This window comes from Flavobacterium daemonense (assembly GCF_007341385.1).
Lineage (GTDB): Bacteria > Bacteroidota > Bacteroidia > Flavobacteriales > Flavobacteriaceae > Flavobacterium > Flavobacterium daemonense.
Genome location: NZ_VJYD01000001.1, coordinates 393,333 through 416,581 on the forward strand (window position 1 = coordinate 393,333; position 23,249 = coordinate 416,581).

The 23,249-nt window shown below is 32.5% G+C and carries 21 protein-coding genes and 1 tRNA gene; 11 read left to right on the forward strand and 11 right to left on the reverse strand.

The genetic code is table 11. The features are described 5' to 3' along the window. Window positions 1–48: 48 nt before the first annotated feature. Window positions 49–915, reverse strand: a complete 867-nt coding sequence (locus FND99_RS01600) for a chromate resistance protein ChrB domain-containing protein (RefSeq protein ID WP_144336249.1) — start codon at window positions 913–915, stop codon at window positions 49–51. Between the two features lie 269 nt (window positions 916–1,184). Between FND99_RS01600 and FND99_RS01605 the strand changes: the two genes are divergently transcribed. Beyond that, entirely contained in the window at window positions 1,185–2,030 is an 846-nt protein-coding gene (locus FND99_RS01605) for a class I SAM-dependent methyltransferase (RefSeq protein ID WP_144336250.1), read from the forward strand. A 33-nt stretch (window positions 2,031–2,063) separates the two neighbouring features. Here FND99_RS01605 and FND99_RS01610 read toward each other — a convergent pair whose 3' ends face one another. The 4 genes from FND99_RS01610 to FND99_RS01625 form a co-directional block, all read right to left on the reverse strand. Beyond that, window positions 2,064–2,645: an RNA polymerase sigma factor gene (locus FND99_RS01610; RefSeq protein WP_144336251.1), complete on the reverse strand. Its 582-nt coding sequence runs from the start codon at window positions 2,643–2,645 to the stop codon at window positions 2,064–2,066. A gap of 192 nt (window positions 2,646–2,837) precedes the next feature. Further along, window positions 2,838–4,142 carry a M20/M25/M40 family metallo-hydrolase gene (locus FND99_RS01615; protein WP_144336252.1) on the reverse strand — a complete coding sequence of 435 codons (1,305 nt, stop codon included), beginning with the start codon at window positions 4,140–4,142 and terminating at the stop codon, window positions 2,838–2,840. A 400-nt stretch (window positions 4,143–4,542) separates the two neighbouring features. Further along, on the reverse strand, window positions 4,543–4,827 hold the full coding sequence (locus FND99_RS01620) for a GIY-YIG nuclease family protein (protein WP_246074151.1): 285 nt from the start codon (window positions 4,825–4,827) through the stop codon (window positions 4,543–4,545). A 26-nt stretch (window positions 4,828–4,853) separates the two neighbouring features. Continuing rightward, window positions 4,854–4,928 (reverse strand) — tRNA-Val (locus FND99_RS01625). 265 nt (window positions 4,929–5,193) lie between these two features. On the opposite strand from FND99_RS01625, the gene FND99_RS01630 reads away from it, so the two are divergent. Further along, entirely contained in the window at window positions 5,194–6,984 is a 1,791-nt protein-coding gene (locus tag FND99_RS01630; protein ID WP_144336253.1) for an ABC transporter ATP-binding protein, read from the forward strand. A 340-nt stretch (window positions 6,985–7,324) separates the two neighbouring features. Here FND99_RS01630 and FND99_RS01635 read toward each other — a convergent pair whose 3' ends face one another. After that, window positions 7,325–8,494: a proline dehydrogenase family protein gene (locus FND99_RS01635; RefSeq protein WP_144336254.1), complete on the reverse strand. Its 1,170-nt coding sequence runs from the start codon at window positions 8,492–8,494 to the stop codon at window positions 7,325–7,327. Window positions 8,495–8,771: 277 nt separating this feature from the next. Between FND99_RS01635 and aroB the strand changes: the two genes are divergently transcribed. The 6 genes from aroB to recQ all read left to right on the forward strand — a co-directional run bounded on the left by aroB (window position 8,772) and on the right by recQ (window position 15,276). Then, window positions 8,772–9,839 (forward strand): 3-dehydroquinate synthase, encoded by a 1,068-nt coding sequence (aroB, locus tag FND99_RS01640; protein ID WP_144336255.1) that lies wholly within the window; start codon window positions 8,772–8,774, stop codon window positions 9,837–9,839. 57 nt (window positions 9,840–9,896) lie between these two features. After that, entirely contained in the window at window positions 9,897–10,076 is a 180-nt protein-coding gene (locus FND99_RS01645; protein WP_144336256.1) for a hypothetical protein, read from the forward strand. Window positions 10,077–10,136: 60 nt separating this feature from the next. Further along, entirely contained in the window at window positions 10,137–11,540 is a 1,404-nt protein-coding gene (locus FND99_RS01650) for a type III PLP-dependent enzyme domain-containing protein (RefSeq protein ID WP_144336257.1), read from the forward strand. A gap of 104 nt (window positions 11,541–11,644) precedes the next feature. Then, window positions 11,645–12,613: a deoxyhypusine synthase family protein gene (locus tag FND99_RS01655; protein WP_144336258.1), complete on the forward strand. Its 969-nt coding sequence runs from the start codon at window positions 11,645–11,647 to the stop codon at window positions 12,611–12,613. Window positions 12,614–12,622: 9 nt separating this feature from the next. Further along, window positions 12,623–13,033 carry a DNA primase gene (locus FND99_RS01660; protein ID WP_144336259.1) on the forward strand — a complete coding sequence of 137 codons (411 nt, stop codon included), beginning with the start codon at window positions 12,623–12,625 and terminating at the stop codon, window positions 13,031–13,033. 125 nt (window positions 13,034–13,158) lie between these two features. Continuing rightward, window positions 13,159–15,276 (forward strand): DNA helicase RecQ, encoded by a 2,118-nt coding sequence (gene recQ, locus FND99_RS01665; protein WP_144336260.1) that lies wholly within the window; start codon window positions 13,159–13,161, stop codon window positions 15,274–15,276. Between the two features lie 208 nt (window positions 15,277–15,484). Here recQ and FND99_RS01670 read toward each other — a convergent pair whose 3' ends face one another. From FND99_RS01670 to FND99_RS01685, 4 genes are all read right to left on the reverse strand, one after another. Beyond that, window positions 15,485–16,000, reverse strand: coding sequence for a DinB family protein (locus tag FND99_RS01670; protein WP_144336261.1), 516 nt, complete (start codon window positions 15,998–16,000; stop codon window positions 15,485–15,487). An 11-nt stretch (window positions 16,001–16,011) separates the two neighbouring features. Continuing rightward, window positions 16,012–18,597 carry a phosphoenolpyruvate carboxylase gene (locus FND99_RS01675; RefSeq protein WP_144336262.1) on the reverse strand — a complete coding sequence of 862 codons (2,586 nt, stop codon included), beginning with the start codon at window positions 18,595–18,597 and terminating at the stop codon, window positions 16,012–16,014. A gap of 91 nt (window positions 18,598–18,688) precedes the next feature. Continuing rightward, on the reverse strand, window positions 18,689–19,168 hold the full coding sequence (locus FND99_RS01680; RefSeq protein ID WP_007805990.1) for an Lrp/AsnC family transcriptional regulator: 480 nt from the start codon (window positions 19,166–19,168) through the stop codon (window positions 18,689–18,691). Between the two features lie 77 nt (window positions 19,169–19,245). Then, a complete protein-coding gene (locus tag FND99_RS01685; RefSeq protein ID WP_144336263.1) occupies window positions 19,246–20,400 on the reverse strand; it encodes a M14 family metallopeptidase in 1,155 nt (384 codons plus the stop codon). A gap of 312 nt (window positions 20,401–20,712) precedes the next feature. On the opposite strand from FND99_RS01685, the gene FND99_RS01690 reads away from it, so the two are divergent. Beyond that, complete coding sequence (locus FND99_RS01690; protein ID WP_144336264.1) at window positions 20,713–21,189, forward strand: helix-turn-helix domain-containing protein; 477 nt, start codon at window positions 20,713–20,715, stop codon at window positions 21,187–21,189. An 84-nt stretch (window positions 21,190–21,273) separates the two neighbouring features. Here FND99_RS01690 and FND99_RS01695 read toward each other — a convergent pair whose 3' ends face one another. Further along, a complete protein-coding gene (locus FND99_RS01695) occupies window positions 21,274–21,825 on the reverse strand; it encodes a 1-acyl-sn-glycerol-3-phosphate acyltransferase (RefSeq protein WP_144336265.1) in 552 nt (183 codons plus the stop codon). A 65-nt stretch (window positions 21,826–21,890) separates the two neighbouring features. Here FND99_RS01695 and FND99_RS01700 point away from each other — a divergent pair, with 65 nt between their 5' ends. Together FND99_RS01700 and FND99_RS01705 are read left to right on the forward strand one after the other, a co-directional pair. Beyond that, on the forward strand, window positions 21,891–22,556 hold the full coding sequence (locus tag FND99_RS01700; RefSeq protein WP_144336266.1) for a spermidine synthase: 666 nt from the start codon (window positions 21,891–21,893) through the stop codon (window positions 22,554–22,556). Between the two features lie 11 nt (window positions 22,557–22,567). After that, the gene (locus tag FND99_RS01705; RefSeq protein ID WP_144336267.1) at window positions 22,568–23,245 is read left to right on the forward strand and encodes a peptidoglycan DD-metalloendopeptidase family protein; all 678 of its coding nucleotides are present in this window, start codon (window positions 22,568–22,570) and stop codon (window positions 23,243–23,245) included. Window positions 23,246–23,249 lie beyond the last annotated feature (4 nt).

Genomic DNA, 23,249 nt, shown 5'->3' on the forward strand with positions numbered 1-23,249 from the left:
TAGTTATTTCTGCAAAACTAAAACGTGTTAAATGCTAAAAATAGAACCTTATTTACCTTTTGTATCTGGATTACTTTTTTGGCTCCTTTTTCTGTAAGATGAAGGGTTTTTCCCTGTATGTGCTTTAAAAATTCTGGTAAAATGACTTTGATCTGAAAATCCTGTCATGTACGCAATTTCGGTTAAGGAATGTGACGAATTCGAAATAAGGTTAATTGCCTTTTCGATTCGCAGTTTCCTTACGTATTCTCCAAAATTCAAATCTTCAAAATGTTTCGAAAATTCTCGCGACAAATATGACGGATTCAAATCTAATTCGCTTGAAATTTTCTTCAGATCAAAAGCAAATTGAGCATCAATCTGGTCTTGAATTATTTCTTTTAAATCCTTTACCCAAGCAGGCGTTTTAGTTCCAGATTTTTTATCTTTTAAAAACTTAGTGTAAACTTCATGCAGGAGATTTTCAAAAGGACTGTTTTGCAAATGTTTTTGTTTGTAAAGATGCGCTGCCCAGCTGTACAAGGCATCATACAAAATCATTCCTGTTTCAAGGAGTTTATAATCGTCTGTTATATTATACGAAAGTCCGGCTGAAATCGCCCAAAGCCCCGCCGATTCTTTGGCAATATCATGTCGATCCGTATCTGCGCCGCGCACAATTCCGGCAATAATTGAAATTGCAGGATCTGTGATTTCATATTTTTTTACAATGTAATCAAATGTGCTTTGGTCATCATAATGCGTAAATTCCACATCTGGAATATCAAACGGAATGGCGCTCAATTCTTTAGCTTTCTCTATAACTTCATCAAATGGAACGTAAATGAATTCAGCTTGGCTATCGACAAACTTTTTTATGAGCCACGGACATGCAATTCGGTCAATTTTTGGGCGTTCTCTGGTGATCCATTTCATTTTGTTTGGTTTAAGCTTTTGATTTTCAAAGCTAATAAAATCATTTGGTTTCAGGGATTTATAGCTCAAAAGCTTTGTTTTTAATTATTGAGTAGCGAATTAATAAATTGAAAATCAAATATTTATGTTTTAAAATTTCTTATATTCGTATGTTAAAAAAGCATCACTTTTACCAATAAAAAACTTCTTTTAAATTGGTTAAATAAACCGGTACGCCCCTCTTCTAACTTTAGCAGAAAAAGTAAGTATAACTATTAAAATAGAAGGAAATGGAACCACATCTTGAGCAAATTCGCGAGCAGCAAAAGCAGTCTTGGAACAAATTTTCTGGAGGCTGGAAAAAATGGGATGACCTTGTAATGGATTTTTTAAAACCAATGGGCGATGAAATAATTCGGCTAATTAACCCGAAAAACAATGATTTTATTCTTGATATTGCATCTGGAACGGGAGAACCAGCCTTGACAATTGCTACGAAATTAACTGGTGGAAAAGTGATGCTCACCGATCTTGCTGATGACATGCTGAAAATAGCACGAGAAAACGCAATGACGAGAGGTATTGAAAATATCGATACGTTGACTTGCGATGTGAGCGAACTTCCTTTTAAAGACAATACATTTGACGCCATTAGTTGCCGCTTCGGATTTATGTTTTTTCCGGATATGAAATTAGCAGCCAAAGAAATGGTTCGGGTTCTTAAACCAGGCGGAAAAATTGCAACCGCAGTATGGAACGTGCCAGAAAAGAACTTTTGGGTTACCGCAACAATGGGAACGATTAATAAAAACTTGCAACTTTCTCCGCCACCAGCAGGTTCGCCAGGAATGTTTCGTTGCGCAAAAGATGGTTTTATTTCAGAATTATTTTCTGAGGTCGGATTGAAAAATATTACACAAACTGAAATCTCAGGAAAATTGAACTGCAAAACCGTCGATGCTTATTGGGGAATGCAGACAGAAGTTGCAGCTCCTATAGTAGCAGCGCTTAACACAGCAAGCGAAGAAATGAAAGAAAAAATCAAGGCAGAAACTTATGCCGCTGTTAATCAAAAATTTCCAGATGGAAACGTCATAATTGATTCTAGCGCTTGGATTATTTATGGAGAGAAATAGTTATTTAGTCATTCTAAATGAATCAAAGGATAATTAGTTCAAAATAATTTGATTTCGATCTATAATTTTTCTCAAATTATTGATTGCGTAACGCATTCTTCCCAGAGCTGTATTTATACTGATTTCTTTTTCTTCGGCTATTTCCTTGAAACTCATATTTCGATATATTCTCATGATTACGATCTCTTTTTGATCATCAACAAGTTCTTCAACTAATTTTTTGAAATCGACTTCAATCTGATCTAAAATTATCTGACTTTCAACAGTGAGAGCGTTGTCTGACATAATAGAAAAAATGGGGAAATTTTCAGTCTCTCTTTGCAAAGGCATGCGCTTTTTTCTGCGAAAATGATCAACTGTCAAATTATGAGAAATCCTCAAAACCCACGAAATAAACTTTTCTTCTTCTTTGTATGAATTGCTTTTAAGTGTTTTGATAACTTTTACAAAAGTGTCTTGAAAAATATCATTTGTAATGTCTTTGTCTTTGATCTTCGAATAAATAAAACCATATATTCTGGATTCGTGTCTTTTAATCAATTTAGAAAGGGCAGCTTCGTTGCCATCAATATATTTCTTTACTAATAAAGAATCGGGAGTATTTATATCTATCATAGTATCAGTGTTTTAATTTTGAATTGCAAAACTAATACTGGCTCAAATGCTTTTTTTACTTATTAAGACTTTAAAATTTCAAAATAAGCTTTTTAACAATGTAGATTTTCAAATACTGCAATAAAAAAACTCCAAAATCAAATGACTTTGGAGTTTTCGGAAATTTATGATTCTTGCAAACCATTTTATATATTATTTCAATTGAGTCGCATTTACTCTTGTTGGCGTATCTTTTCCGCTAATTATCGAAGACGAACTTATTGCGATTGATTTTATTATTTGAGTCATATTCTCAATATCCAATGTCTCAAATTCATCATCAGCTGTATGATAGGTTAACTCATTATCCATTTTTGAAGTAGAAATAGTATGAGCAGGAACTCCAAGCCTAGCTAACGTAGCATTGTCTGAGCGGTAAAATAATTGTTGATCTGGATACGGATCTGCGTAAAACGCAAAATTTGTTCCTTTTAAATTAGTTTGTAAAATCTGCCCCATATTCGATTTCTCGAAACCTGTAATGTAAGCAGAGTTTTTGCCCCATTTAGATTCTGTTCCAATCATTTCAATATTAAACATCGCAATCACTTTTTCTGGGTCAAGCTGCTTAGAAAAATATTTAGCTCCATAACCACCTAACTCTTCAGCTACAAATGTGGTAAAAATAATAGTGCGCTCGTTGTTATTTTGTTTTTTAAAATATTTAGCAAGCATAATTACCGCTGTTGATCCAGCGGCATCATCATTAGCACCGTTATAAATCGAATCTGTTGCAGGATGCGGAGCACCTTCTTCGGGAGAGCCTACACCTAAATGATCATAATGTCCTGAAAAAATTACGTACTCATTTGGTTTCGTTTTTCCAGGTAATATTCCAACCATATTATTTAATGCTTTTTTAGAGATTGTATTCGTTAATTCAACCGAAAAAGTAGTCGCTTCTGTAGTGCCAAAAACAAACATAATTGTATTGTTTCCAGGATTTGCGTTTACTCGATCAATATGCTGAATATTTGGTAAAACAGTATTGAATGAAGGGTCAACTAGTACCAAAAGATTTTTTGAACTTTTGTAATACTCATTAAATTTCTGGCCAATGTTATCTCCCTTATTGATTTTTACAATAGAAATATCGCTTTTCTCAGTCAAAGAAACTTGAGGAAGGTATGAGAATGTTACAACTTGATTATTATTTATTTCTTTACCATCAATAATGATTTTTGAAGAAACAGCTTTTGAGGCCGTCATAGAAAACTCTTGTCTGTAATTTGATGCTCCACTGAAAGTTTTCAAACCAATTGCTTTAAACTCTGATTCAATAAATGCTGATGCTTTCTCAATACCAGGAGTAAAAGTTCTCCTACCTTGCATATCGTCAGCCGAAAGTATTTTCTCTATACGAGACACTTCCTTGTTGGTAATAATTTTATCAATCGATTGTCCATGTACATTAAAACATTGACTTACAACAAACATACTTACAATAATTTTTTTCATATTTTACTTTTAGGATTTTGGTTAAACCAAAAGTACATTAATTCTTTGCAAAACTTAATGCTAGTAAAAGTTTTTAATTGAAAAAACTGGGGTTGTGTAACTTTTAATGTTAAACTACTTTCCAATTATTTGCGTTTCCAATGAATCTTTGGTTTTTATAATAAAGTAGTCTTTCTTCTAAATTAGAAGTAAATCCAATATGGAATTTATCTTTGCTTTCGCTAAATAAAATATAACTAAAAAATTCATAAAAGTGTATAAAGCAAAAAACTCCAAAATCATAAGACTTTGGAGTTTTTGGAATTTTGTGGGCGATGAGAGCTTGTTCCGATTTTTCATCGGAAGGTTCGAACCCCCGAACACTTCCGATGAAAAATCGGAATGTTCTGAACCAGCTGATCTAATCTTTACTTTGAATTAATTTTTGGATCTTAATTCTGCTTTTCCAAGACTTAATTTGTAATTCTCTTTTATAAGCTAATTCTTTAGTTTCATATTTTTCAGTATAAACTATTTTCCAATCATCAGTATTTCCCGTAAAACCTTTACTTTTTTGATTGTGACGAACCAGTCTTTCTTCTAAATTAGAAGTAAATCCAATATAGAATTTATTCTTGCTTTCGCTAAATAAAATATAAACTATAAAATTCATAAAAGTGTATAAAGCAAAAAACTCCAAAATCATAAGACTTTGGAGTTTTTGGAATTTTGTGGGCGATGAGGGGTTCGAACCCCCGACCCCCTCGGTGTAAACGAGGTGCTCTGAACCAGCTGAGCTAATCGCCCTATTTTACTAGGTTGCTATCATTTCGTGATTGCGAGTGCAAATATACAGCTAGATTTTGTATTTGCAAGCATTTTTCGAAAAAAAGTGAAATAAAATTTCAATATAATATTTAGAAAGCTATTTTTCAATGAATTAAAAAACTAAAAAAAATCCCAGTTTTCTTAAAATTAGTTAAAAATAAAAAACTGAAAGGCGAATTCACAATATTCTTTTGTATTCACTTGCTATAATCATACCTTTGCGCTACCTTAATTGTATATTCAAATGGCTAGATTTCAAGAAAACGATTTACCGAAAGCTAAATTAGACTCTAACTCACTTCAAAAAGCACTCCGAATTTTTAAATATGCCAAGAACCACAAATGGAAATTTTTCCTTGGCTTGATTTTTCTTTTATTAACCAGCGCCACTGCCCTTGCCTTTCCTAAGTTAATGGGAATGCTGGTAGATTGCGTAACGAATAAAGATCTTGGCAAAGCCAATGAAATTGCTCTTGCCTTAATGGGAATTTTGACTTTACAGGCAATTTTCTCTTTTTTCAGAATTTCACTTTTCGTGAATTTTACCGAAAACTCATTGTCCAATATTCGTTTTGCTTTATATGAAAACTTGGTAAAACTGCCAATGTCTTTCTATTCTCAAAAACGTGTAGGTGAATTAAATAGTCGAATTTCTGCTGATATTTCGCAATTACAAGACACTTTCACCACAACAATCGCCGAATTTCTTCGTCAATTCATCTTAATTATTGGCGGATTTGTGATTTTAGGAAGTATCAGTCCAAAATTGACTTTAATGATGTTGGCTATTGTTCCCGTCGTTGCAGTTGCTGCAGTAATATTTGGAAGATTTATTCGTAAATACGGTAAGAAAACACAGGATAAAGTTGCCGAAAGCCAGGTAATCGTTGAAGAAACATTGCAAGGAATCAGTAATGTTAAGGCTTTCGCCAATGAATGGTACGAAATCCAGCGCTATAAAAACAAAATCAGAGAAATTGTAAAAATCGCCATAAAAGGTGGACAATATAGAGGTTATTTTGCTTCGTTTATCATTTTATGTCTTTTTGGATGTGTCGTAGCGGTTGTTTGGTACGGAATCACTTTGACGATTAGAGGCGAAGTTGAAGGCGTTGGTGATTTGATTTCGTTTGTACTTTACACTACTTTTATTGGTGCTTCTTTTGGTGGTATTGCCGAGATGTATGCTCAAATCCAGAAAGCAGTTGGAGCAACAGAACGCGTTTTTGAACTTTTAGAAGAAACTCCAGAAGCGATCAATGCAAATGCAAAAACACATTCAATTGAGAAAATAAAAGGAAATGTTACGTTCAAAAATGTTGCGTTCCATTATCCTTCAAGGAAAGAAGTTCAGGTTTTAAAGGATGTGAATTTCTCAGCTGAATTCGGTCAAAAAATTGCTATTGTTGGACCTAGTGGTGCTGGGAAATCGACAATTTCATCTTTATTATTGCGTTTTTATGACATTACATCAGGAGAAATTTTAGTGGACGGAAAAAATATTCATGATTACGATTTAGAAAACTTACGTGGCAATATGAGTATTGTACCTCAGGATGTAATTTTATTTGGCGGAACTATCAGAGAAAATATCGCTTACGGAAAACCAGATGCTTCTGACGAAGAAATCATGGCAGCTGCAAAACAAGCAAATGCTTTTAATTTCATTGAAGGTTTCCCAGAAAAATTTGAAACATTAGTTGGAGAACGTGGTGTTAAATTATCTGGCGGACAACGTCAGCGTATTGCGATTGCGAGAGCGTTGCTTAAAAATCCAAGTATTTTGATTTTAGATGAAGCTACATCGTCTTTAGACAGCGAAAGCGAAAAACTAGTTCAGGAAGCTTTAGAGGTTTTAATGGAAGGAAGAACAAGCATTATCATTGCTCACCGTCTTTCAACGATTAGAAACGCCGACAAAATTTTAGTTTTAGACAACGGAAAAATCTCTGAAGAAGGAACGCATCAAGAATTAATAAACCTTGAAAACGGAATTTATAAAAACTTAAGCAATCTTCAGTTTAGCAATTCTTAATTAAATTTCAATTTAGAAATTCCAAATTCTAATTATAAAGTAAACCCGACAGGTTTTAAAAACCTGTCGGGTTTATAATTTATTGTATAAACACAACAAACCGAGCCAAAGGCTCTCTAAAAGTTCCGAAGGAACGAACGATATTGTAGAGCTGGACTTCAGTCCAGTTTAGACAAAGATTTTCAAATCCAATAAAAAAAGCTCCAATGAAAATTGGAGCTTTTTTTGGGTAAACAATTATCAATTATCAATTAATAATTAACAATTAATAATTAATAATTAACAATTAATAATTAACAATTAATAATTAACAATTAATAATTAACAATTAATAATTATTCTATTTTCCTTTTCTACGTTTGCGTTCTGCTTTAATCATAGATAATTCACGGCTGGTTTGTCCAGCAACCGAAGTATTTTCTTCAGCGCGGCGAATCAAATACGGCATAACATCTTTAACAGGCCCAAAAGGCAGGTATTTAGCGTCATTATAACCGTTTTCAGCTAAATTATAACTGATATTGTCACTCATTCCGTATAATTGACCAAACCAGATTCTGCTATCATTTTTAGCGATTCCTTTTTGAGCCATCATTTCCATTAATTTATAAGAGCTCAATTCATTATGCGTTCCAGCAAAAATTGCCATAGTTTCTAAATGCTCTAACATGTATTGAACGGCAGCATCATAATTTACATCTGTAGCTTCTTTAGAAACACAAATTGGCGAAACATAGCCTTTTTCTTCAGCACGCTTGTTTTCTTTTTCCATGTATGCACCACGAACAAGCTTCATTCCAATAAAGAAACCTTCATTTTTAGCAATTTCGTGCAATTTTTTCAAGTAATCCAAACGATCCCAACGGTACATCTGTAAAGTATTAAATACAATCGCTTTTTCTTTATTGTATTTACGCATCATATCCGTTACTAAATCATCGGCAGCATCCTGCATCCAGCTCTCTTCACCATCAATTAATAAAGCCACATCTTTTTTGTGCGCTTCACCACAAACTTGGTCAAAACGAGCCACTACTCGATCCCATTCTGCTTGTTCTGCAGGAGTTAAAGTTTGTTTTTCTCCTAATTTCTCATACAATTCAAAACGTCCTAAACCAGTTGGCTTGAAAACCGCAAACGGAATCGCAAGACGTTCTTTTGCAAAATCAATAGTTCTCAAAGTCATTTCAAGAGCGGCATCAAATTGCTCCTCTTCCTCTTTTCCTTCAACTGAATAATCTAATACAGATGAAACACCTTTAGTAAACATTTTGTCTACAACCGAAAGACAATCATTCTCATTTACACCACCACAAAAATGATCAAAAACAGTAGCACGAATCAAGCCTTCTACCGGAAGGTGCGCTTTTAGAGCAAAATTAGTTACAGCAGTTCCAATTCTTACAAGAGGCTCACTGTCAATCATTTTAAAAAGAAAGTAAGCTCTATCTAGTTCTGTATCACTTTTTAGCGAAAATGCTACTTGAGTGTTATCGAATATTTTTTCCATTAAGTTTAGTTTTTATGCAAAGATATAGAGTGTTTTGAATATTATTTACGAAATCGTATGATATTTTTTCAAATTATCAATACAAGCAATCAAAATTCTAAATTATGAAGTAATTTTTTACCGATGCTTTTTAAAATTATTCAAAATCTGGAAATTAAGAAAGTCGCTTCAGCAAAAACCAATTTAGAATCATTCGTTTTTAAACAAATTAGGACTAAAGTTTGAATATTATTTAGCTTAAAAAGCCTTATTTTTGCGGTCAATTAACCCAAGAAGTATGAAATCTATTCAAGCAAATAATTATTTAGTTCATTTTAACCAAAATGCATACGAAGCTTTAAATAAACATTTAAAAGAGAATAAGTATTCAAGTCTATTTATTATTGTAGATGATAAAACAAATGAATATTGTCTTTCAAAACTTTTGCCTCAAATTGAAACCGATTTAAACATTGAAATCATTGAATTTGAATCGGGTGAAGAAAACAAAAACATCGAAACTTGTATTCAAATCTGGAATGTACTTACAGAACTTGGAGCCGACAGAAAATCGCTTGTAATTAATCTAGGCGGTGGTGTTGTAACCGATTTAGGCGGATTCGTAGCTTCTACCTTTAAAAGAGGTATGGATTTCATCAATATCCCAACCACTTTATTATCTATGGTCGATGCTTCTGTTGGAGGAAAAACAGGAGTTGATTTAGGAAATCTAAAAAACCAAATTGGTGTAATCAACGTGCCTCAAATGGTTTTGATTGATACAGAATATCTTCAAACTTTATCGCAAGCTGAAATGCGCTCAGGTTTGGCAGAAATGCTAAAACACGGCCTTATATATGATGCTGCGTATTGGAAACAATTTTTAGACATTCAATCAATAGATTATAACGGACTTGACGAACTTATTTACCGTTCGGTTGAGATTAAAAATGATATCGTAATTCAAGATCCTACTGAAAAAAATATTCGTAAAGCCTTGAATTTTGGACATACTTTAGGACATGCTATTGAAGGGCATTTTTTAGAAAGCGAAACAAAAACAACATTACTGCATGGCGAGGCAATTGCCATTGGAATGATTCTCGAAAGCTATATTTCATTACAAAAAGGTCTTATTACTGCTACTGAATATTCCGAAATCAAATCGGCTATAAAAAGCATTTACGACGATGTAATTATTGAAGAAGACGACATCGATCCGATATTGGAATTGCTGATTCACGACAAAAAAAATGAATACGGCTTGATTCAGTTTGCACTGATTGAAGGCATCGGAAAAATAAAAATTAACCAATCGGTTGAAAATAAATTAATTCTAGAAGCGTTTCAAGATTATAAATCTTAAATATTTTTTAATCAAAAGGATTGCTTTAGGTATATATTATTTTTTACATTTGCCTCGATGAAAACAAACAGAAAACAAAGACATTTCAGCTCTTATAGAAACAGACTCAACAGTTCTTTATTAAGAATGCTGGATCGTTTTTATAATAGTAAAAGTCCGTTTTGTTTTGATGTTTTCTTATGTTCAAAAGCCGAGCACGAAAAACTGCCGATTATTTTTGCCAATATTAGAGTTTGAATTTCAGATTTAGCACCGTTTTTACTAAATTTAAATACAAATTAAAATATTGAAAATTAAATGAATACAAAATATTCTGATCTAATAAACCAAACATACTATTTTCCACAGGAGGAATTTAAGCTAAACAAAGACAATCTTCAGTTTCATAACATCGATTTGATGAAGCTTGTTGAGCAATACGGAACACCGTTGAAGTTTACTTATTTGCCTCAAATTTCTGAAAACATCAACAAGGCAAAATCTTGGTTCAGAAAAGCGATGGAAAAAAACAAGTACGAAGCAAAGTATTACTATTGTTATTGTACAAAAAGCTCTCATTTTGAATATATTATGAATGAAGCTTTCAAGAATAACATTCATATCGAGACTTCGTCAGCATTTGACGTAAATATTGTTGAAAATTTGCTTGAAAACGGAAAAATCAACAAAAGTACTTATGTTATCTGCAATGGTTTCAAAAGAGACGAATATATTAGCAATATTGCGCGATTAATCAATAACGGACATAAAAACACAATTCCGATTATTGATAATTATGAAGAGCTTGATTTGCTTCAAGGAGAAATCAAAGGAAAATTCAAAATTGGAATCCGAATCGCTGCTGAGGAAGAACCTAAATTTGAGTTTTATACTTCAAGATTAGGAATTGGTTATAAAAATATTGTTTCGTTCTATAAAAAACAAATTCAGGAAAATGATAAACTGGAGCTAAAAATGCTTCACTTTTTCATCAATACCGGAATCAACGATACATCATATTACTGGAATGAGCTTGTAAAATGTATTAAAGTTTACATTGCGCTTAAAAAAGAATGCCCTACTCTTGATGGCTTGAACATTGGAGGTGGTTTCCCAATTAAGAACTCGCTTGCTTTTGAATATGATTATCAATACATGATTGATGAAATTATCAATCAAATTAAAATTGCTTGTGAGGAAGCCGAAGTTGATGTTCCAAATATCTTTACAGAATTTGGTTCGTTTACAGTAGGTGAAAGTGGCGGTGCAATCTATCAGATTTTGTATCAAAAACAACAAAATGATAGAGAAAAATGGAATATGATCGATTCATCATTCATTACTACTTTGCCAGATACTTGGGCGATAAATAAACGTTTTATTATGCTGGCAATCAACCGCTGGAATGATACATACGAACGGGTTCTGTTAGGCGGACTGACTTGTGATAGTGACGATTATTACAACTCAGAACAAAACATGAACGCCATTTATCTGCCTAAATACAACAAAGAAAAGCCATTGTATATAGGTTTCTTTAATACGGGTGCGTATCAGGAAACAATTGGAGGTTACGGCGGTCTACACCACTGCTTGATTCCACAGCCAAAACATATTTTAATTGATCGTGATGAAAACGGGATTCTTGCAACAGAAGTTTTCTCAGAACAACAAACTTCTGACGATGTTTTAAAGATATTAGGCTACAAGAAAAAAATATAAAAATAACGCAAATTAAAAAGTTAATTACTTTAAATTTATTAATTTGCAGTAAGATCGTAAAAGGTTAAAAGCTTTTAATTCAAACAAAAACAAAAAAAAAGGAAATGAAAGGACCAATCAGTCAGTTTATTGAAAAACATTATTTACACTTTAACTCTGCTTCTCTTGTAGACGCGGCTAAAGAATATGAGCAGCAGCTGGCTAACGGCGCAAAAATGCTTGTAAGTATGGCTGGGGCTATGAGTACAGCTGAAATTGGTAAAATTTTTGCAGAAATAATTCGACAAGATAAAGTACAAATTATTTCATGTACTGGAGCCAATCTAGAAGAAGACATCATGAATTTAGTAGCTCACTCGCACTACGAAAGAGTTCCTAACTACCGTGATTTGACACCAGAAGATGAATGGGCGCTGCTTGAAAGAGGATTAAACCGTGTTACAGACACTTGTATTCCTGAGCATGAGGCTTTCAGACGTTTGCAAAAACATATCTACAAAATTTGGAAAGATGCAGATGACAAAGGAGAACGTTACTTCCCTCACGAATTCATGTACAAAATGTTATTGTCTGGAGTTCTTGAAGAATACTACGAAATTGATTTAAAAGACAGCTGGATGTATGCAGCTGCGGAGAAAAATCTTCCAATTATCGTTCCAGGATGGGAAGATAGCACAATGGGAAATATTTTTGCATCATATGTTATTAAAGGCGATTTAAAAGCTTCAACAATGAAATCTGGTATTGAGTACATGACTTTCTTAGCTGATTGGTATTCAAAAAACAGTGAAAATGGTATCGGATTTTTCCAAATTGGTGGTGGTATTGCTGGTGACTTCCCTATTTGTGTTGTACCAATGCTTTATCAAGATATGGAAATGCACGATGTTCCGTTCTGGAGTTATTTCTGCCAAATTTCTGATTCGACAACTAGTTACGGATCATATTCAGGAGCTGTTCCAAATGAGAAAATCACTTGGGGTAAATTAGATATCAAAACCCCTAAATTTATTATCGAATCGGATGCTACAATTGTTGCGCCGCTAATTTTTGCATATTTATTAGATTTATAGGATATTTTTATGAAAAGAGTTATAGTAGACTACGCCAAACTGACAAACGAAATTTTAAATCTTTTGGTTGAAAAATTTCCTGATGGTTATGATGATTCGGATGTTATCCGTTTTAGAAACGCTAAAAACGAATTAGTAGAAGCTGTTGAAGTACGTACCGAAGACACTATTTATTTAGTAAAAATTAGTACTAAACTTGCTGACAGAATTGAAAATTATGACGAAGATGATGATATCGATCTTGATGTTGATACAATCGAACCAGTAAAAGGTCTTGATCTTGACGATGATGCTGCTGACGATGATGATGAAGATGACAATCTAGACAAACCTGACGCTGATGGAGGTGATGACGATGATGATGACAGAGACCCAGACGATATCGCCGATGACGAAGATGATGAAGACGACGAAGATTAATCATTATTATTTATAAAACGAAGGAACTCTTTTGAGTTCCTTTTTTTTTCAAATCAATAATTTTATTTATAAGAAATAACTTATATTTATTTTTTTAAGCAATTTTTAATTTTATAATCTTTTACATGACTTCAGAACTTTTGCATGCCAAATTAAAAGAGAACTTTGGGTTTGAAAAATTCAGGCCAAATCAAGAAACCATAATTACAACTGTATTATCAGGCCAAGATACACTTGCCATTATGCCCACTGGTGGCGGAAAATCAATATGTTTTCAATTGCCAGCACTTGTCTTGCCAGGAATCACAATTGTAATTTCTCCTTTAATTGCCTTGATGAAAGATCAAGTTGATAGTTTAAAAACAAATGGCATCGCTGCTTGCTATATCAACAGCAGTCAAACTTCTGAAGAACAACAATATTATATCGATAATTTAAGATCAAATACTTTTAAGCTTGTCTATATCGCTCCTGAAAGTTTGTCCTATTTAGATAATGCTTTTAATGAATTGACAATCAGTTTAATTGCAATTGATGAAGCGCATTGTATTTCTGCCTGGGGACATGATTTTCGACCTGCTTATACAAATTTAGGATATTTAAAAAATCGCTTCCCTTCTACTCCAGTTCTTGCGCTTACTGCAACAGCCGACAAAGCAACACGAACAGATATTACAAAACAGCTGAATTTAAAAAATCCAAAAACATTTGTTGCTTCTTTCGATAGAAAAAACCTAAGTCTTGAAGTTCGTCCAGCATTAGATAGAGTGAAGCAAATTATTGATTTTGTCGAAAATAAACCAAATGAATCTGGAATTATTTATTGCCTGAGCCGCAAAACAACCGAAGAATTAGCAGAAAAATTACAGAAAAAAGGAATCACAGCAAAAGCATATCATGCTGGTTTAGACAATAAACTGCGAGCTAAAACTCAAGATGAATTTATCAATGATGATTGTCAAGTGGTTTGTGCTACGATTGCTTTTGGAATGGGGATTGATAAATCGAATGTTCGCTGGGTAATTCACTACAATCTTCCAAAAAACATTGAAGGTTATTATCAAGAAATTGGCCGTGCTGGCCGAGACGGTTTGCCTGCAGAAACGGTTCTATTTGAAAGTTATGCCGATGTTATTCAGCTTCAAAAATTTGCTTCGGAAGGATTAAACTCTGATATTCAGCTTGCAAAATTAGACAGAATGAAGCAATATGCAGATGCTTTGAGCTGTCGTAGAAAAATTTTGCTTTCTTATTTTGGAGAACTGGTCAAAGAAAATTGCGGTAATTGTGATATCTGTAAAAATCCTCCAACATTTTTTGACGGAACGATTCTCGCGCAAAAAGCGCTTTCTGCAATTACAAGATTACAAGAATCCGAGCCATTAGCTGTAATTGTTGATTTTTTGCGTGGTTCAAAAAACGCATACATCTACGAAAAGAACTATCAAGAGCTTAAAACCTATGGAATTGGAGCCGACATCTCTTGGTACGACTGGAATCAATATTTAATTCAGCTGATTAATTTAGGTTATTGCGAAATTGCTTTTCATCAACACAACAAAATTTTATTGACGCCTTTTGCTAAAAAAGTATTATTTGAAGGCGAAAAAGTAAAACTAACAACTGTGATTAAAAAGGTGATTGATAAAAATGAAATTAAGCAAGAAAAAGCAAAAGCAGTCAAAAACTCTCTTTTTGAAACGCTTAGAAAATTACGTCATGCAATTGCGCAAGAAGAAGACGTTCCTGCTTACGTAATTTTCAGTGATGCAGCGTTGAGACAAATGGAGATTTTAAGACCAATGAGCGATGACGAATTTCTTGCTGTAGAAGGTGTTGGTAAAGCAAAACTTGAAAAATACGGTTCTGAATTTATAAACGCTATAATTCAATTTCATAAAAATAAATCAGTTGTTAAGAAAGGAAAAAAAGAGAGTACATATGACAAAACTTTAGAACTATTTCAAAACGGCCTTTCGATTGAAGAAATTGCTGGACAAAGAAATCTTGGTGAAACTACGATTGTTTCTCATTTAGCCAAATTATATGTAGATGGAAATGATTTTGATTTAAGCCAATTTGTTTCTGATGAAGAAATTGTTGCAATAGAAAAAGCACAAATCGAATTGGAAAATCCTACAGCATTAAGACCTTACTTTGAGCACTTTGAAGAAAAAATGTCTTATGATAAAATTAGATTTGGATTGGCATTTTTGGAAAGAAAGCATCAAACGATTCAATAAACACCCACCTTTTTGTCATTTCGACGGAGGAGAAATCTCCACGAGAAGCTCGACAAAGATTGGATTTTCGTTATGGAATTACTTGCGAAGATTTCATCTCCGTCGAAATGACAAGATTGAGCTAAAACCTTTTAAAAAAAAATCTCAAAAGTAAACCCGACAGGTTTTTAAAACCTGTCGGGTTTGTATAATTTTTAAATCTCAAATTTTACAAATACCTTTCTTCAAAAACTTTTTGATGATGTTTTTGATGTCCAATAATAGCAAAACCTAATGCTCGAACAGAAATTGGATTATTTGAAGCAGTTCCAATTCTTTTAAGCTGTTCTTCAGATAAGCTTTTGTAAAACAATAAAGTTGAATGCCTTAATGCCGAAAATTCAGTCAGTAAATCTTGAATACTTCTTTTGTTAGATTCCGTATTGACAGCATAATCATTTTCTTCAAAACTTGGCAAAGGCGTTTTGTCATTTCGTGAAAAACGTAAAGCGCGATATGCAAAAATACGTTCGCAGTCCATAATATGCTGAATAATATCTTTTATAGTCCATTTTCCTTCTGCGTAACGATAATCAAATTTATCCATCGGAATATCTTGTACAAATCTTATGAAACTGTGAAGTGAAATTTCTAATTCTTCAATCAAATTTACATTTCCAGCTTCGCGAATATAAGTCGCAAATCCACCTGAATATTCGCTGTCTAATAATTGATCTGAATTCATTTTCTTATTTTTTAAGCCGAGTTTCTACTCGCATTTGTATTTCCAAAAAGTGATCTCGTAACGATTTTTTCATAAACTTTGATCAAATCTTCATTTCCTTCTTTTTCTTTATTCAACTCATTGATTCTCAAAAGCGCATATTGCTGAATTGTCAATAATGGCAATACAATACGCTCTCTAATTTGAATTGAAGCAATACCATCAGGATAATTTTCCATCAATGTTTTATGACCAGCGATTTTAAGCAAAAGTCGTTTAGTTTCTGAAAACTCATCGTATATAATTTGCCAAAATTCACCAAATTCAGGATCATTTCTCATGTAGGCCGTCAATGGCAAAAATGATTTTGCTAAAGACATCATACTGTTTTCAAGCAAAGTTTTGAAAAACAATGAATTATGATACAAATCACTTACTTTATCCCATTGCCCAGATTCTTCAAAATGTTTCAAAGCCGAACCAACTCCAAAAAATCCTGGAACATTTTGTTTTAATTGACTCCAAGAACCAACAAACGGAATTGCTCTTAAATCAGCAAAATCTAAGGATTCTGATTTGCTTCTTTTTGAAGGACGGCTTCCAATATTTGTTTTTGAGTAATATTTCAACGTACTCATTTTCTCCAAATAAGGAATAAATTTTGGGTGATTTTTAAAACTCAAATATTTATCATAACCTAAAGTCGCCAAATGAGTCAAAATCTCAGTTTCTTCTGGACTCAATTCATTTTCTTCTTTCTTAAATACCTGATTTGTAACTCCTGCACTTAATAAGTTTTCAATATTATAGCGGCAAGAATCTAAAGTTCCAAAATTCGAACTAATCGTTTGTCCTTGAACCGTTATCTGAATTTCATTATTTTCAATTTTTGGTCCTAGAGAAGCATAGAATTTATGCGTTTTTCCACCACCACGAGCAGGAGGTCCACCGCGTCCATCAAAGAAAATAGCCTTAATGCCATATTTTCTAGAGATTTCAGTCAATGAAATTTTAGCCTGATAAATACTCCAGTTTGCCATTAAATACCCACCATCTTTAGTTCCGTCAGAGAAACCAAGCATAATAGTTTGTTTGTTTCCTCTAGCCTGCAAATGTTTAGAATATTCCGGATTTGTATATAGCTGCTCCATTATTGAATGCGCATTCTGCAAATCATCAACCGATTCGAAAAGCGGAATAATATCAACTGTAGGATTTTCCCAGTTATTCAAACGAATCATAGCAAAAGTTTCCATTACATTCAAAGCACTTTCATTATTGCTAATAATATAACGGTTCGCCCCTTCTTCACCATTATTCTGCTGAATGGTTTTGATTGCCTGAACAGATTCTAAAGTCGATCTTGTAATTTCATCTTCAAAATTACTAGGATTCAAATCTCCTTTTACTTTTGATAAAACATCGATTTTTTCATCTTCTGTTAGATCATAATAATTTTTCGGAAAAACATCTGAACCAGAATTCAAATAATAATTCACTACATCTTTAAATACAGCATTGTGAATTTTACTATTTTGACGAATATCTAAAGTCGCAAAATGAAATCCGAATAAGTTTATTTTTACCAAAAATGCTTCTAATTCATCAAGGTATAATGACTGATGTTTTTCAATAATTATTGTTCTTATTTTATTTAATTGTGCCAATAATTCTTCCAAAGTAATGAAAATTTCACCTTTAGAATAAAACACAGAACGATAAAGTTTATGTTCAAGTTCAGCAACTAAAGTATCTACACCTGAGAAAGTTAACTTACGTTTTAAATTTCTCATTTCTACGTAATAGCACTTCAAAATCGAAGTACGCAAACGATCTGCAACTTTAAGAGTAATTTCTGTCGTAACGAATGGATTTCCATCGCGGTCACCACCCGGCCAGAAACCAAGTTTGATTAATTGATTCTGAATTGGGTTTCCATCATGAAGATTTTTTTGAAGATAATGCACAATTTCGCCAGCGGTCGCATAGAACACATTTTCTAGATACCAAATTAAACTAACAGCTTCGTCGTAAGGATTTGGTTTTTCATGCTGAATAAAAGGTGTTTTTCCTAATTGCGCCAGTAATTGTTTGATCTGCAATAAATCATTCTGACGTATTGCTTCGGTCAAATCATTGATAATTCCTAAAACTGGGCCAGGATAAAATTGTGTTGGATGCGCGGTTAGAACCGTGCGAACATTGAAGTTTTCTAAAAACTCGACTAATTCATCGTCTTTTTCTTTTGTATCGGCTTTTTCTTTAATATCTCGTAAAGATCCTCGTCCTTCCATATTGTTTACTTCTGGAAAAGCAGCATCTTCAATAGCATCAAATAATACAATTTGGCGCTCGATATATTGGATAAATCGAAACATCAAATCGATTTTTTCCGTCTCTGAAGCATTGTTCAGAAATTTATTTGAAAAGAAATCAAAAATTTCTTTTGGAGTTTCTTGTTTTTTAAATCCCGTTTCGCAAGTCTCTGTAAATAAAGGCAATAAAACACCCGTATTATCTATAGAGTCAAATGGTAAAGTAATAAAGACACTATTGTAAATGTGATATTTAGAGAGAACGTCTTGATTAAAACGTTCAATTTTGGGTAACGTATACATAATTGTGTTGTAGTTGGTTGGTTAATTAGTCATAAAAAAACCCCAAGCATAAACTTGAGGTATATTTTTATATAGCATTCAAGAGAAATTCTTACATATTTTTGAAAATAGTATGCATCAAACGCTTCTTATCGTTAATACTTTCCTCTAATGAAATCATAGTTTCAGTTCTGTAAACTCCTTCGATATCATCAATCATAAAAATAACTTCTTTTGCATGCTTAGTGTCTTTTGCTCTAATTTTGCAAAAAATGTTGAATTTACCTGTCGTTACAGAAGCTACTGTTACGAATGGAATTTGATTGATTCTCTCTAATACAAATTTAGTTTGAGACGTATTATTAAGGAATACACCCACATAAGCAATAAATGAATACCCTAATTTATCGTAATCTAAGGCTAATGAAGATCCCATTATTATGCCGGCATCCTCCATTTTTTTTACTCTAACATGTACTGTTCCAGCAGATATCAATAATTTTTTTGCAATGTCAGTAAACGGAACTCTCGTATTGTCTATTAACATATCTAAAATCTGGTGATCTACTTCATCTAAACGAAATTTACTCATAATTCTTTAATTAATATTACTAATTGCTATTACAAAGTATAAAAATATATATAAAAAACAACAAATTCACATAAAAATTAACTTTTTATCAACCCGTTAACAAATTTAGTATTTTTATTTAAATAAAAATCTGCTTTTTGATTCGATTTCGGAAAATTATCATAATCATCTGAATAAATTGCACCTTTTGCATCATATTCATAATGTCCAAAATAATTTTCTAATTCTCCTGCTTCAACTATGTAAGCATTAAAATGAATCTTATTTTCAATCAATTCTTCTTTGTATTGTGCGACAAAATTCGTAATAATTTCGATACCATCATAATTTATTTTGATATTTTTATACATAAAATCATAAAAAACCACTTTATTTTGTGAAATATTCAAATAATCATTAATTCTATTATAAACTAAATCGTTTTCGGAGATCAGTTTAAACGCCGTAATTAGTGAGAAAAATATGAATTTTCTAGTGATTTCCCTGTTGTAATCGCCTGCATAGTGTCCTGCTTCAAATAAAATTGTAGGAACACCTAAAAACTGAAAAGTATCTCCAATACAATTTATATTAAACGAATCATCAAAACGCCCAATTTGGCCTGGAATATATTTTTGTAATTCATCATTAATTCCGACAATTAAATTGATAGCCGTTAATCTGTTTTCATTGATTTCGCGTTCTTCGTTATATGATGGTGCTAAAAATGAGACAGTTGCGGGTTTTCCCGTTTCCCCTGCGCCAAATATTGTTCGCTGATCATGAAGATTGAAACAAAAATGAGGTTTAAAACGTTCAAAAACTTCTCTTAAAACATTGCTTTCTGGCTGTGTTAAGTTTTGTGAGTCACGATTTAGGTCTATCTTATTAGCATTTTCGCGAGTATATAACTTCGCGCCATCAGGATTTAGTATAGGAATGCTGTAAAAAGTGAAAGTATCCAGCATTTTTTGCGCAAAATCTGATCCGCTGTTTAATACATTAATAAAATCAAACAAAGCTTTTGTGGTTGTGCTTTCGTTTCCGTGCATTTGCGACCACAGATATACGCGTGTACTTCCGGTACCAATTTGGTAACTATATATAGGTTGTCCTAAAACCGATTTCCCTATAACTTGCACCTGATTATTGGTGTTTAATTTATGTAATAATGGCTCGATATGCTCTAAAGTCAAATAACGGCCAGATATAGATTGTTCCTTGTTCTGGTTAAATAATTCTTCTAAATTCATTGTCTTTTGATTTGTTTACAAAAGTAAACATCTTTATTTTTACAATTGTAAACTATTTAAATTGTGGATAATTTAGAATTGTAAACATGATTTATATCTATTTAATGCGTTTATAAAATAAGCTGATTAACAAATGTCACTTATTTTATAATAAACAATCAAATAACTTTATTTCAATTAGTTATACATACTTAGTTAAAGTAATAATTTCTATTTAATGTTGTTCTTTTGATAATTAACAACTGTAAAATTGTTAATTTAAATCCTTTTTGTTACATTTGTAAACATGTTATTTTCTTTAAATAATTTACAATGGTAAACATCGATGATTTTGTAAAAAGACTTGAAATTATACTTGAATATTACGGTATAAATGCTTCATCATTTGCTGACAAAATTGGTGTGCAACGTTCCAGTATGTCCCATCTCCTATCTGGAAGGAACAAACCAAGTTTAGATTTTGTTATGAAAATTCTAGAAGTTTTTCCTGATGTAGATATCTATTGGCTGCTTAACGGAAAAGGAAGTTTTCCTAAAAATAGTGATGAGATTGTACCTCCAAAATCATCTTCAATTTCAGAAATCGATCAAAACCCTGCTCCCACTTTATTCAATGAAAATTTTGCTGGAGCCGATTTATTTTCTGAAATAAATTACGCTAAAGAAAATACCTCCGAAAATATAAATCATGCTTCCGAAAAAAATCTTCCATTTTCACTTGAAAAAAAAGAAATCGAGAAAATTATATTTTTTTACAAAAATGGGACATTTAAAGTATATGTCCCATAATTCAGAAATTTTGCGTATTTGAAAAATTTTAAAAATATTTTTCGTTTAAGCGATTCTCACGCAATTGAAAAAAACATTGAAATTTTAGACTTGAATTCCGTTTTCAGGAATTTTCCCTACTACTCCCTTATAATGTTGTTTCAAGATTTCCCAATCGGCTTCATAATTGCCAGTCGGAAAAAAAGGCTCTCCTAAATTAACTTCTTTCTTTCCCCAATCAAAAGCTACAGGAACAATTGGAACATTTGCTTTAAGCGCGATATAATAAAAACCAGTTTTAATTTCAGTTACTCCTTTTCGAGTTCCTTCTGGAGCAACTGCCAAACGAAAAATTTCTTTTCGCTCAAAAATTGCCGCAATCGAATCTACTTTGTTTAATCCGCCGGTTCGGTCAATTGGTTCACCGCCAACATTTCTAAAATAATAACCAAAAGGAAATTTGAACAATTCTTTTTTTCCAACCCAATTCATCTCCAGACCTGAAATTCCGCGAGTAAAAAGCCCGATGTAAAAATCATGATTGCTGGTATGAGGCATCACCATCAAAATGCAATTTTTAACATCTGCATTCTCGATTCCCTTGATTTTCCAGCCCATTAGCTTAAAAAAGATGAATTTGTATAACTGTTTTTTCATTAAAATTTTATTATTTCTGCAAAATAAAAGATTTAAAATGTATTTTTGAGTAAAAGCATTATAAAATGATTCAAAAACTGTTCAGTTATCTAATTCCAATAAAAATATTCAAAAAAAAATCGGCGCTAAGCAAAACAATTGAAGTTACTTGGGCGAATGGCGAATTGGTTTTAGACTCTGAAAACACCAATTATTCTTATGGAAGTCTGCAACGTATATTAAGGTATGGACTTCGAAATATTGGATACAATAAAATTATAGAAATGGATCATGTTTTAGTTTTGGGCGTTGCCGGCGGAAGCGTTATAAAAACTTTAGTAGATGAAATTCAGTATAAAGGCAAAATTACAGGAGTTGAAATTGACGCCGAAATGATTAAGATTGCCAATCAATATTTTAATCTAAATAAAATTGAGCAACTCGAATTGGTCATCGATGATGCATTTGAATTTGTTTTAAAAACAAAAGACCAATATGACTTGATTATTATTGATATTTTTGAAGATATAAAAATGCCAAACTTCTTATTTGAGCGCTTTTTTAGTGATCGAATTTGCTCGTTGTTGAAAGATCAAGGTTTTGTACTTTTCAATACTATGATTTTAGATGAAGCACATAATGTGCGAAATAGGAAGTACATTTCAGAAATAAATCCTAAATTGTTTGCCTCAAAAATGCTGCCTCGCATTGAGGTTCATAATGAATTAATTATTATAGAAAAAGTAGCTTAAATTTTATTTTTATGAAACCCCTTTCCGCAATCTTAAACGCCTTGCCACCTACTAAAATCATTGATTCGAGTATCGATTTTTCAAAGTACATTCCTTTAGATTTATCAGCCAATAACGAAGAATTAATGGACAGCCGACCAGAAAATGCTGCCGAATTTGAAGTTTTTATTTTCGATTATTTATCAAAAAACAATGCCGAAGTTGCTTTTGGCGGTTACATCGAAGGACGTACCTTATATAAAAGGAGTACCATTTTTAGAAACGATTCTATTCCAGAACGAAATATTCACATTGGTCTGGATTTATGGACAAAAGAAGGAACTACAGTTCATGCACCTTTAGACGGAAAAGTGCATAGTTTTAAAAATAATATTGGACTTGGCGATTATGGACCGACGATTATTTTGGAACATGAAATACAAAATGAAAAATTTTATACTTTATATGGACATTTATCGTTAGAAAGTTTAGACGACTTAAGTGTTGGGAAATTTTTTAAGAAAGGAGAACAAATTGCAACTCTTGGCAACGCCGCTGTAAATGGCGATTATGCACCGCATGTTCATTTTCAGATTATTCAAGATATTCAAGATTTTTGGGGAGATTATCCTGGAGTATGCAATTCAAATGACCTTAATTTTTATATAGAAAATTGTCCCGACCCCAATTTATTATTAAAAATAACTTAAATAG